This is a genomic window from Bacteroides sp. (genome assembly GCF_030151085.1).
Classification (GTDB): Bacteria; Bacteroidota; Bacteroidia; order Bacteroidales; family Bacteroidaceae; genus Bacteroides.
Genome location: NZ_JASLER010000083.1, coordinates 40,598 through 53,162, shown reverse-complemented (window position 1 = coordinate 53,162; position 12,565 = coordinate 40,598). Strand labels below are relative to the sequence as shown.

Sequence of the window (12,565 nt, the reverse complement as noted above, 5' to 3'; positions counted from 1 at the left end):
ATAAATATGGCACAAAAATACGGAAACTGAATGAGAATAAAAAAGAGAATGCCAATAATTTTTCATTCGGGATATTCATTTTCATCAGAAACGTCGATACAACGACGAATATCTTTCATTTCAAATCCCCGACTGAGCGCAAACCGCATCAGTTTTCCATTTAGTTCATACTCATTTTCGGCACGAACGCTTTTCTTCTTGGAATTCAATAAATCGCGCAGAATGGAAAGATATTCTTCTTCATCAATCTCATTTAAGAATGAATGATAAGTTACGGAAGATATCTTTTTCAACTGGAGGGCTTGCTTTATTTTCATCTTACCCCATTTGGCAAAACGATATTTATCATTAATGAAAGCACGGCAGAATCGTTCTTCATCAATGTATTTATCTTGTTCTAAACGGTCAAGGATACGTTCAATGGCATCGTATGCGATACCCCAACGCTGTAGTTTTTCTGCAATCTCCGCGCGGCAATGTTCAGCAGTAGAACAATAAGCAGCCACCCGGTTCAGTGCTTCTGTTTCAGTTATTTCAGTCATCGTTTTGCAATTACAAACCGGTCGTTACCGGAAATATCTTTTTGGATATGGGCACTCGAATAGCCTAGTTCGAGCAACATAGCAACGGTCGCTTTCCCGAATGCCCGGTTGATTTCAAAATAAAGTTTACCGCACGATTCAAGCATTACCAATCCCAGTTCCGCAATGCAGCGATAAAAACGGAGTGGATCAGTATCGGGAACAAACAAAGCTAAAGAAGGTTCCCAATCCAACACATTTCGTTCCATTTCTAGCTTCTCCGCTTCCATTACATAAGGTGGGTTGCTAACTATCACATCATAGCGTTCCTGCAAGGTTGGTTGGCAGGTCAACACATCACATAAAACGAAATTAACGGAAGCCTGCAACATCTCATTGTTCCGGCGAGAAATAGCAAGTGCTTCTTCCGAAATATCCCAAGCTGTAACTTGTGCTTTCGGAAGTTCTTTTGATAAAGAGACTGCAATGCAACCACTACCTGTACCAATATCAAGAATGCGGGCATTTGCAGAGATCTCCTTCAATATAATTTCTACAAGTTCGTCTGTTTCAGGACGCGGGATCAATACTCCGGGGGCAACCAGAAACGTACGTCCGAGGAAATAGGCAAAGCCTTGTACATATTGTATCGGCTCAAAATTACACAAACGAATGAGAATGCTTTCTAATTCCTGTGTTTCTTTTGGGGATAAAATTATATCTTTGCCCAAATAATAATCAATCGTACTCTGTCCCAGCATCTCACAGCAGATGATGCGGGAAAGATTGGCAGCTTCTTGCGCGGAGTAACACTTCTGCAAGGCATTGCGAATGTATGAGTTGGTTACATTCATTGAAGTCTTTTTTATCGGACTGCAAAAGTAATAATATATTTTGATTTACACCAAAATGACAGAAGGGAGTTTTGAAGAAGAGAAATACATGTGGCGTAGCATTCAATTGGCCCAAAACGGACAATGCAACGTTGCACCTAACCCAATGGTAGGAGCAATCATCGTTTGTGACGGAAAGATAATTGGTGAAGGCTGCCATATACGTTGCGGAGAAGCACACGCCGAAGTCAACGCAATTCGTTCTGTAAAAGACACATCATTGCTCAGGCGTTCTACTATTTATGTTACTTTGGAACCTTGTTCACACTATGGCAAGACACCTCCGTGTGCAGACTTAATTATCGAAAAACAAATTCCCCGTATTGTCATCGGCTGCCAAGACCCTTTTTCGAAAGTAGCAGGACGAGGCATTCAAAAGTTGAAAGATGCAGGGCGAGAAGTAATTGTCGGAGTATTAGAAAAGGAATGTAAAGACCTTATCCGCAGGTTTATCACCTTCCATATACAACGCCGCCCCTATATCACACTAAAATGGGCGGAATCCGCGGACAAATTCATAGATAAATGTCGCACTGAAGGAAGTCCTGTTATTCTTTCGACTCCACTCACTTCAATGTTAGTGCATAAAAAGCGAGCAGAACACAGCACCATTATGGTAGGCACCCATACAGCAAAATTAGACAATCCAAGTCTGAACGTGCGCCACTGGCAAGGACGTTCACCCGTTCGGATTGTTATTGACCGGGGCTTGAGCCTACCTTCGGATTTACATTTGTTCGACGGTAGCACTCCTACTCTTGTATTCACTGAAGCAACACAAGAATCAAAATTCAATATTGAGTATCTCACAATTGATTTTCAACAAGACATTCTACCCCAAATAATGGAAATTTTATACTCCCGTGGTTTGCAATCACTTCTTGTAGAAGGAGGCAGTCTGTTATTGCAATCTTTCATAGATGCAGGCTTATGGGATGAAATATTTATAGAAGAGACACCTATATTGCTCCATTCCGGTGTTAAATCACCTGAAATCAGCGATAAAATTCCTTATGCGATTGAACAATCTTTCGACAGGAGTTTTCGACATTACACTGCCGAAAGAATCAGCCAATAGCCTCATTTTTGGGCTTTTTTATCGAGAAAATGGGGTATATTATCTATAATTTTATATAAAACTTCCCCGCAATGCTGTTTATAGAAAAAAATGTTCCTATTTTTGCAACTTGTAAATAAACACTAACTTTCAAATGAGAATAAAGTTTTTATCAGTTATTGTGAGTTTTCTGATTGTGTCTATAGCCATGAGTTCATGTCTGGATTCCGACAACAATACCGAATTTAGCTCCGACGCTACTGTACATGCCTTTGGCCTTGACACCGTATATGGCAGACATTACAAATTTTCGATTGACCAACTTAACAGATTAATCTATAACAAGGATTCAATGCCGGTCGGCTCTAATTCTGATAGTATCCTTGGTCGTATATTGGTAGATACATTTTCTGTAACGGGCTGGATAACCGCTGGTTCTCCTACTGACACCCTGTTCTTAATGAAAGACTCCGTAGATTTAAGACCTGCCGTGAACAAACCCGAAAAGACAGGTATGAAATTCATTGTTCACGCAGCAGATGGTACTAATAACCGCCCATACTATCTGGACGTAAGAGTACATCACCAAGATCCTGATTCATTAAACTGGACAAAGGTGGATGCATTCTCTGAAACGCCTATCCAAGGAAAACCCAAAGTTGTCATTTTGGACAATAAATTACTGGTATACACTTCTAACACAACAATGTACAAGAGATCTGCATTACCTTTAAATAACGGTTGGAGCAAAGTATCTGTAACCAATCTACCTTCGAATGCTAAACTTTCTTCCTTAATAAACTTTCAGGAAAAGCTATATATGATTACCGGAAGTAAAACTGAAAGAGGTGATGTATACTCTTCAGCTGATGGTAGTACTTGGGAAAAAGTCAACGGATTGAGTACGGATGTTAAAGCTTTGGTAGCTTGTTTCTCTCAAAATGAGATTAATGATCAATCGGCTACACTGGTTGGAATTCTGAAAAACAGCGATGGTCTTTATCAGTTCTGTATCACCAAAGACGGACAAACATGGGAAACTAAAGACACCGAAATAGTTCCTGAGGAATTCCCAACTGAAAACATCTATTCTACTGCACTTACTACTGCCAATGGCGTTGATAAAGTCGTAATCACCGGTATGCCACAAGCAACAGATAAGCAGACTAACCTTTGGTTCTCAATGGACGGTAAAGGTTGGGCTAATCTCAATGACGGCAGTACTCCCAGCACAGCTTGTCCAGCGATGGAGAATCCTTTTGTAACCTACTATGGCGGTAGTCTCTACTGTTTTGGAGGTAATATGGATGCTATTTATTCGTCTATAGCAGGCATAGCATGGACTAAGACCGAAAAGAAATTCTTATTAAATGAAACGTTCAAAGGTAGAACGCCCTACACCATCGTAGTGGATCCTGTTACTGCGGACCCTGCTGACAGAAGAGGTTATATTTGGGTAATATTTGGTGGGGAAGGCACCAAGAACGAGGTATGGCGCGGTCGTCTCAACAGACTGGGGTTTAAACTGCAATAACCGTCAAGATTTTGCCGCCCTATATAATAAAGAATAAAGCGACTCGAGATGCAGAGAATGTAACAACTAAAAAGAGATGCTATACAAAGAACAAATTGATTTAAATCGGATACCCCGGCATGTAGCAATTATCATGGACGGTAACGGACGATGGGCCAAGCAACGCGAACATGAGCGTAGCTATGGACATCAGGTCGGTGCAGAAACCGTGCATATCATTGCAGAAGAAGCTGCCAGGCTAGGCATCAAGTATCTGACTTTATACACGTTCTCTACCGAAAATTGGAATCGTCCTTCCAACGAAGTAGCCGCTCTTATGGGCTTGCTCTTTGACTCTATCGAGGAAGAGACGTTTATGAAGAACAATATCAGTTTTCGTGTGATTGGAGATATTGATAAGTTACCGACGCATGTTCAGCAGCGATTAAACGCCTGCGTAGAACATACTTCACATAACACAGGAATGTGTCTGGTGCTTGCACTCAGTTATTCTTCCCAATGGGAGTTAACGGAAGCTACCCGACAAATAGCAATTCTGGTACAACAAGGGGAATTAAGCCCCGAACAAATTAGTAGCGAGTTGATTTCACAACACCTGACTACTAATTTTATGCCCGACCCTGACCTGCTTATACGCACCGGAGGCGAGATTCGCCTGAGCAATTATTTGCTTTGGCAATGTGCTTATTCTGAGCTGTACTTCTGCGACACTTACTGGCCCGACTTCCGCGAAGAAGAGCTTTGTAAAGCGATTCTCGACTATCAGAAGCGCGAGCGCAGATTTGGCAAAACCAGTGAACAAATTAGTTGAACACCTATTTGAAAATAAGTAATAAATAAGATAACACATAACTTGTAATTTGTAATTCATAAAATAATGCATTATCGTATTTTCTCCATATTCGTAACGTTTATCTGCCTTTTCGGCTGCGTACTGACTACTGCAGCACAGGACTCAAACAGCACCGATGAAACCGAGAAACCGGTCATCCTCTACTCGGGAACACCCAAGAAGTATGAAATAGCAGACATCAAAGTTGAAGGAGCCCAAAACTATGAGGACTATGTAATTATCGGATTGTCCGGCTTATCAAAAGGACAAACCATCACTGTGCCAGGTGACGAAATTACCCAAGCTTGTAAACGCTACTGGCGACATGGTTTATTCTCCGACGTTGAAATTACCGCAGACAAGATAGATGGCGATCAAATTTGGTTGACTATCCGTCTTACCATGCGTCCTCGTGTTTCTGACATTCGCTTTCATGGAGTGAAAAAGTCTGAGCGCGAAGATCTGGAAAACAAAATTGGTGTGATAAAGGGTGGACAAATCACTCCCAACCTGATAGACCGTGCCAAGACTTTGATTAAGCGTTATTTTGACGACAAAGGTTTTAAGAATGCAGAGGTTATCATTACTCAAAAGGATGATACTTCGAAAGAAAATCAAGTATTCGTCGACATTAACATTGACAAGAAAGAAAAAGTAAAGGTACACCAAATCACCATCGTCGGCAACGAGGCCATCAAGACCAATAAGTTGAAACGTGTGATGAAGAAAACCAATGAGAAAGGTAAGTTACTTAATCTTTTCCGTACTAAGAAGTTTATAGAAGACAAATACGAAGAAGACAAGCAACTGATTATCGACAAGTATAACGAATTAGGTTATCGTGATGCAATCATTGTGAAAGATAGTATCAAGCCTTATGATGACCGTACTGTAGATATCTTTATGCAAATTGATGAAGGACAGAAATATTACCTCCGTAATGTAACTTGGGTGGGTAACACTTTGTATCCTTCGGAACAATTGAACTTCATGCTCCGTATGAAGAAGGGTGACGTTTACAACCAGAAATTATTGACCGAACGTACCTCTACTGATGAGGATGCTATCGGTAACCTATACTATAACAACGGTTACTTATTCTATAGCCTCGAACCGGTAGAAGTAAATATTGTAGGCGACTCTATCGACCTTGAAATGCGTATCTTCGAAGGTCGTCAGGCAACTATCAACAAAGTAAGTATCAATGGTAATGACCGTTTGTACGAAAACGTAGTACGCCGTGAACTTCGTACCCGTCCGGGTGAGTTGTTCAGTCGTGAAGACTTGATGCGTTCTATGCGTGAAATTCAGCAAATGGGACACTTTGACCCTGAACAAATCAAACCGGACATCCAACCAAGACCGGAAGACGGTACTGTTGATATCGGTTACGACCTCGTTTCTAAGGCCAATGACCAGGTAGAATTCTCCGCCGGTTGGGGACAAACGGGTATCATCGGTAAGTTAAGTTTGAAGTTCACTAACTTCTCTCTTGCCAACTTGCTGCATCCGGGTGAAAACTACCGTGGTATTTTACCACAAGGTGATGGGCAGACTTTGACAGTAAGTGGTCAGACAAATGCCAAATATTACCAATCTTATAGTGTTTCATTCTATGATCCGTGGTTTGGTGGTAAACGTCCGAATGCGTTCTCCGTATCGGCATTCTACTCCAGACAGACTGACATCAGTAGTCGTTACTACAACTCGGCATATATGAATAACTACTACAACAGCTATTACAGCGGTATGTATGGTTATGGACAGTACAACTACGGTAACTATAATAACTACGAAAACTATTACGACCCTGATAAGTCTATCCAGATGTATGGTCTTGCCGTAATGTTCGGTAAACGTCTGAAATGGCCGGATGACTACTTCCAGTTTACTGCTGAGTTGTCATACCAACGCTATATCCTTAGTGATTGGCAATACTTCCCCGTAACAAACGGTAAGTGTAACAACTTGAGTTTGAACCTGACTTTGTCTCGTAGCTCAGTTGATAATCCTATTTATCCGCGTCAAGGTTCTGAATTCTCACTGTCTGCACAGATTACACCGCCTTACTCACTGTTTGACGGCAAAGATTACAGCAAGTACAGCACCAGCAACCAGGATGACATGAATAAGATGCATAAATGGATTGAATACCACAAGTGGAAATTCAAATCAAAAATCTATATTCCGTTGATGGACCCTGTTACAGTAAAACGTACTCCGGTATTGATGGGTCGTGTAGAATTTGGTTTGTTGGGACACTACAATAAATATAAGAAGTCTCCGTTTGAAACATTCGACGTAGGTGGTGACGGTATGACCGGTTATTCCAGTTATGCAACGGAAAGTGTCGCTCTTCGTGGTTACGAAAACAGCTCATTGACCCCGTACGGTTATGAAGGTTATGCTTATACCCGTCTCGGTCTGGAATTAAGATATCCGTTGATGTTGGAAACAAGTACTAGTATTTATGCGTTAACATTCGTCGAAGCAGGTAATGCTTGGCAAGACGTTAACAAGTTCAATCCGTTTGACTTGAAGCGTTCTGCCGGTGTCGGTGTCCGCATCTTCCTCCCGATGATTGGTATGATGGGTATTGACTGGGCTTACGGTTTCGACAAAGTATTTGGACGTTCAGACTATGGTGGTAGCCAATTCCACTTTATCTTAGGTCAAGAATTCTAATTCGTTTCACAAAAACCAGACGTTATGATGAGAAAGACTGTTTTATTAATGTTTCTGCTGCTAGCCGTAGGCGTAACAGCAAATGCTCAAAAGTTTGCTTTGATTGACACGGAATATATTCTGAAGAATATTCCTGCGTATGATCGTGCAAATGAAGAACTGGCTCAAGCTTCCAAAAAATGGCAAAGCGAAGTTGAAAAGATTGCCGAAGAAGCTAAGACTATGTATAAGAACTATCAGTCTCAGATAGCATCTCTTTCTGAAGTACAAAGAGGAAAGAAAGAAGAAGAGATTGTTGCGAAAGAGAAATCAGTATCCGATCTGCGCCGTCAGTACTTTGGTCCGGAAGGGGAATTATACAAAAAGCGTGAAAGTTTGATGCAACCCATTCAAGATGATATATACGATGTAGTGAAAGAGATTGCAACTGAAAAAGGATATGCAGTAGTAGTAGATCGCGCTTCTGCTTCAAGCATAATTTTTGCATCGCCAAGTATAGATATCAGCAATGAAGTACTTGCTAGATTAGGATATTCAAATTAATTTCATACATTTGCACCGCAACAGAATAATCATTCAAATAAATAATAAACATTATGCTAAAAAAAATCGCACTATTCGTAATTATGTTTGTCCTCCCCCTGGGAGCTATGGCACAAGCAAAATTTGCTCACATGAATTCTCAAGAGGTAATCTCTGTTATGCCTGAATTTACTAAAGCACAAGCTGACTTGGACGCTATGTCTAAAAAGTATCAGGAAGAGATGCAACGCACTCAAGAAGAATTCAACAAGAAGTATCAGGAATTTATTGCTCAACAAGATTCTTTGCCGAAAAACATTTCTGAAAGACGCCAGAAAGAATTGAACGATATGGCTCAACGTCAAGAACAATTCCAACAAGAAGCTTATCAGGCAATGCAAAAAGCACAGCAAGATGCCATGACTCCTATCTACAAGAAATTGGACGAAGCAATTCAGGCTGTAGGTAAGACTGAAGGTGTAGTTTACATCTTTGACTTGGCTCGTACTCCGATACCTTATGTAAGTACACAAAGTGCTGATGTAACTGCTAAAGTTAAAACTCAGTTAGGCATCAAATAAGAAGCCACTCAAAGTTATAATAAATAAAAAGGCACGGGCAGTTTTGTCCGTGCCTTTTTATTTATTATCCTATTCCTTTTCTTTATCTTTGATTAAAATCGAAGATAAGCTACACCTCTGCATAAAAAACGAACAAGTTCATTTTATTCTGCCCTCGGTTTGCATTATCTTTGCAGGGTACACAATTCTTTTAGAAGTATGAAACAAATATTACCTTCTGCCCCAGGACCCATCGGAGTATTCGATTCCGGTTATGGCGGTCTGACTATTTTGAGTAAGATACGGGAAGCACTACCGCAATACGACTATATATATTTGGGGGATAATGCACGTACTCCGTATGGTACCCGCTCTTTCGACATCGTATACGAATTCACATTGCAGGCAGTTACCAAATTATTTGAAATGGGTTGTCACCTTGTCATTCTAGCTTGCAATACAGCTTCGGCCAAAGCGCTACGAAGTATCCAGATAAACGACCTTCCACAACTTGCCCCCATGCGACGCGTACTCGGCGTTATCCGCCCTACGGTAGAATGTATCGGTAGCATCACTCAAAGCCGTCACATAGGTGTACTTGCTACAGCAGGTACTATTAAGTCAGAATCTTATCCATTGGAAGTGCATAAACTCTTTCCTGACATACAAGTTAGTGGAGAAGCTTGCCCCATGTGGGTACCGCTCGTTGAAAACAACGAAGCACAAGGTGAAGGTACAGATTATTTCATCCGTAAATATATTGATGAATTGCTTGCCAAAGACAAGCAAATAGACACAGTTATTCTAGGATGTACTCATTATCCGCTTTTACTTCCTAAGATTCAGCAATATATGCCTACAGGCATTACTACCGTTGCGCAAGGAGAATTAGTGGGTGCCAGCCTGAAAGATTATTTACGACGGCATACAGAAATAGATAAGAACTGTACCAAAGGCGGAAATTGTATCTATTGCACTACCGAAGCTGAAGATAAGTTTATTGAATCTGCATCTACTTTTTTAAACGAAGAAGTTACAGTGAAGAGAATCTCACTGGAAGCCTAACAGGGAAGATTAAGAGGAAGGCTAATCTTTATTTCGTAGAATAAAATAGTCAATTCAAAACAAAGTGTTATATTTGTCATACAAAAAACTCTAAATTCATACGATTATGAAAGAAGATAAAACTAAGCTCGTTGAAGTATTCGCAGGTCCAATGTGGGAAGCAGAACTCGTAAGAACTATGCTTGGAGATAATGGTATTGAAGCCGCTACCAAAGATGCGATGGTTGTAAATCTTACTCTTCCTGCTACAGCCATAGATGTAGCTATACTCGTTAACGAAAAGGATTATGAGCCTGCGATGGAGGTAGTTCGTGCATACGAAAAGAATACAGACGGAGATTAGAGCCTACTCTATCTCCGGAAAATCATAGATATGGAACAACAACTGACAAGAATTGCTGTCAAGATAGGCAGTAATGTATTGACACGTCGGGATGGCACTCTCGACGTTACACGTATGTCTGCCCTTGTAGACCAAATAGCTGAACTGCACAGAGCAGGCGTAGAAATAATCCTCGTTTCCTCTGGTGCTGTAGCTTCAGGGCGAAGCGAAGTACGTCCTACCAAGAAACTGGATAGCGTAGACCAACGTCAGCTTTTCTCTGCCGTGGGACAAGCTAAGCTTATCAACCGCTATTACGAATTATTCCGAGAACATAATATCGCTGTAGGACAAGTGCTCACAATGAAGGAGAACTTCGGTACCCGCCGGCACTATCTCAACCAAAAGAATTGCATGACTGTGATGCTTGAAAACGGTGTTATCCCCATTGTCAACGAAAATGATACTATCTCCGTAAGCGAACTGATGTTTACTGACAATGATGAACTATCCGGACTTATTGCATCCATGATGGATGCCCAAGCATTAATTATTCTCAGCAATATCGACGGTATCTATAATGGCTCTCCTACTGACCCATCATCAGAGGTCATTCGCGAAATCGGGCAAGGTAAAGATCTCTCCACATATATACAAACATCCAAGTCTAGCTTCGGACGTGGTGGCATGCTGACCAAGACAAACATTGCCCGCAAGGTAGCGGACGAAGGTATCACCGTTATCATCGCTAATGGTAAGCGAGATAATATTCTTGTCGATATAATAAAGAATGAAGAATTAAGAATGAAGAATCAAAAATCTTCTTGTGGCGAAGATGTACAGTCTAATTCTTCATTAAAATACACCCGTTTCATTCCATCCGATGAACCGGTATCAAGTGTCAAAAAGTGGATTGCGCATAGCGAAGGCTTCGCCAAAGGCGAGTTGCACATCAATGAACAAGCTACACAAATATTAGCTTCCGATAAAGCAGTCAGTATCTTGCCTGTAGGCATCACTGCTATTGAAGGCGAATTTGAAAAAGACGATATTGTACGTATCATTAATTTCGAAGGTAACCCTATCGGTGTAGGTAAAGCAAATTGCGATTCCACACAAGCACGTGAAGCAATGGGCAAGCACGGCAAGAAAGCTGTAGTACATTACGATTACCTATATATAGAGTAATTTATCGCCAAGTAGATCCACTTTTATACATGTAATAATTATATTTACTCCATGTATTTTACTAATTTATATTGTTATCTTTGCCGGACAATTAATTCATAAATGATAGCAAAAATGGACTTACGCAAAACATTTGTCGACGTACAAGACGCTAGCTGCAAACTTTTGATGTTGAGTGACAAAGAAATCAACCAGATATTACTGGCAGTTGCGGATGCTGCCGTCGAGAAGACTGCCTTCATTCTGAATGAAAATCAGAAAGACTTGGACCGCATGGATGCTGCCGATCCCAAATATGACCGTCTAAAATTAACGGAAGCCCGTCTGCAAGACATTGCTGCAGATATTCGCAAAGTGGCTACACTTCCTTCTCCACTGGGACGAATTCTAAAAGAGAATATACTTCCTAACGGACTGAAGATAAAAAGAGTCAGCGTTCCTTTTGGTGTCATTGGCATCATTTACGAAGCTCGCCCCAATGTCAGTTTCGATGTATTCTCACTCTGTTTCAAAAGCGGCAATGCCTGTATCTTGAAAGGTGGTAGCGACGCAGATTGTTCCAATCGGGCTATCATCAGTGTTATACACGAGGTATTACAACATTTCGGGGTAGATACACACGTCGTTGAATTACTCCCTGCCGACCGCGAAGCAACCACAGAATTGCTGCATGCCAATGGCTTTGTAGATTTAATAATCCCACGCGGCAGTAGTAGCCTCATCAATTTTGTAAGGCAGAATGCCACTATTCCGGTTATAGAAACTGGTGCAGGAGTCTGCCATGCTTTTTTCGATCGCTATGGCAAAGTAAATATAGGTGCTGCCATTATTAACAATGCCAAAACGCGCCGTGTCAGTGTATGCAATGCTTTGGATTGTCTTATTGTTGATATTGACTGTCTGGCCGATTTGCCCGACTTATGCCTCCCGTTACATCTAAGCAATGTAGTGATTTACGCCGACCAACCCGCCTATACTGCCTTACAAGGTAAGTACCCGGCTGAATTATTGCAGCTTGCTACTGAAGATTGCTATGGCAAAGAGTTCCTGGATTACAAAATGTCCATTAAGACCGTGATGTCTATCCAAGAAGCAATGGCACATATCAGACAGTATAGTTCCAAACATAGCGAATGCATCATCACAGAAGATAAAGAACGTGCTGAATGGTTCTGCCGTGAAGTGGATGCCGCTTGTGTATATGTCAATGCACCGACTTCTTTTACAGATGGAGCACAGTTCGGATTGGGTGCCGAAATCGGCATCAGCACACAGAAGTTGCACGCCCGTGGGCCAATGGCACTCGAAGAAATCACCACGTATAAGTGGATAGTAGAAGGAACAGGGCAAACGAGAAACTAATTTATTTGTATTTCACATTTAATC

The 12,565-nt window shown here is 41.2% G+C and carries 12 protein-coding genes; 10 read left to right on the top strand and 2 right to left on the bottom strand.

Features of this window, described 5'->3' with window-relative positions; translation table 11 throughout:
* Window positions 1–62: 62 nt before the first annotated feature.
* Both Q1W14_RS16885 and prmC read right to left on the bottom strand, forming a co-directional pair.
* Window positions 63–542 (bottom strand): regulatory protein RecX, encoded by a 480-nt coding sequence (locus tag Q1W14_RS16885; protein ID WP_300703548.1) that lies wholly within the window; start codon window positions 540–542, stop codon window positions 63–65.
* Window positions 539–1,375 carry a peptide chain release factor N(5)-glutamine methyltransferase gene (gene prmC, locus Q1W14_RS16880; RefSeq protein WP_300703547.1) on the bottom strand — a complete coding sequence of 279 codons (837 nt, stop codon included), beginning with the start codon at window positions 1,373–1,375 and terminating at the stop codon, window positions 539–541. The genes Q1W14_RS16885 and prmC overlap by 4 nt, the downstream gene beginning before the upstream one ends.
* A 55-nt stretch (window positions 1,376–1,430) precedes the next feature.
* On the opposite strand from prmC, the gene ribD reads away from it, so the two are divergent.
* From ribD to Q1W14_RS16830, 10 genes are all read left to right on the top strand, one after another.
* Complete coding sequence (gene ribD / locus Q1W14_RS16875; protein WP_300703546.1) at window positions 1,431–2,492, top strand: bifunctional diaminohydroxyphosphoribosylaminopyrimidine deaminase/5-amino-6-(5-phosphoribosylamino)uracil reductase RibD; 1,062 nt, start codon at window positions 1,431–1,433, stop codon at window positions 2,490–2,492.
* Between the two features lie 133 nt (window positions 2,493–2,625).
* Complete coding sequence (locus Q1W14_RS16870) at window positions 2,626–4,005, top strand: DUF6242 domain-containing protein (protein WP_300703545.1); 1,380 nt, start codon at window positions 2,626–2,628, stop codon at window positions 4,003–4,005.
* Window positions 4,006–4,081: 76 nt separating this feature from the next.
* Window positions 4,082–4,816 carry an isoprenyl transferase gene (locus Q1W14_RS16865; RefSeq protein WP_300703543.1) on the top strand — a complete coding sequence of 245 codons (735 nt, stop codon included), beginning with the start codon at window positions 4,082–4,084 and terminating at the stop codon, window positions 4,814–4,816.
* Between the two features lie 66 nt (window positions 4,817–4,882).
* On the top strand, window positions 4,883–7,522 hold the full coding sequence (gene bamA, locus Q1W14_RS16860) for an outer membrane protein assembly factor BamA (protein ID WP_300703541.1): 2,640 nt from the start codon (window positions 4,883–4,885) through the stop codon (window positions 7,520–7,522).
* A 27-nt stretch (window positions 7,523–7,549) separates the two neighbouring features.
* Window positions 7,550–8,065 carry an OmpH family outer membrane protein gene (locus Q1W14_RS16855; RefSeq protein WP_300703624.1) on the top strand — a complete coding sequence of 172 codons (516 nt, stop codon included), beginning with the start codon at window positions 7,550–7,552 and terminating at the stop codon, window positions 8,063–8,065.
* Between the two features lie 53 nt (window positions 8,066–8,118).
* A complete protein-coding gene (locus Q1W14_RS16850) occupies window positions 8,119–8,625 on the top strand; it encodes an OmpH family outer membrane protein (protein ID WP_300703540.1) in 507 nt (168 codons plus the stop codon).
* A 198-nt stretch (window positions 8,626–8,823) separates the two neighbouring features.
* A complete protein-coding gene (murI, locus tag Q1W14_RS16845) occupies window positions 8,824–9,669 on the top strand; it encodes a glutamate racemase (RefSeq protein WP_300703538.1) in 846 nt (281 codons plus the stop codon).
* A 103-nt stretch (window positions 9,670–9,772) separates the two neighbouring features.
* Complete coding sequence (locus Q1W14_RS16840) at window positions 9,773–10,012, top strand: DUF2007-related protein (protein ID WP_300703622.1); 240 nt, start codon at window positions 9,773–9,775, stop codon at window positions 10,010–10,012.
* Between the two features lie 30 nt (window positions 10,013–10,042).
* On the top strand, window positions 10,043–11,179 hold the full coding sequence (proB, locus tag Q1W14_RS16835; RefSeq protein ID WP_300703537.1) for a glutamate 5-kinase: 1,137 nt from the start codon (window positions 10,043–10,045) through the stop codon (window positions 11,177–11,179).
* Between the two features lie 114 nt (window positions 11,180–11,293).
* Window positions 11,294–12,541, top strand: a complete 1,248-nt coding sequence (locus tag Q1W14_RS16830; RefSeq protein WP_300703536.1) for a glutamate-5-semialdehyde dehydrogenase — start codon at window positions 11,294–11,296, stop codon at window positions 12,539–12,541.
* Window positions 12,542–12,565: the final 24 nt, after the last annotated feature.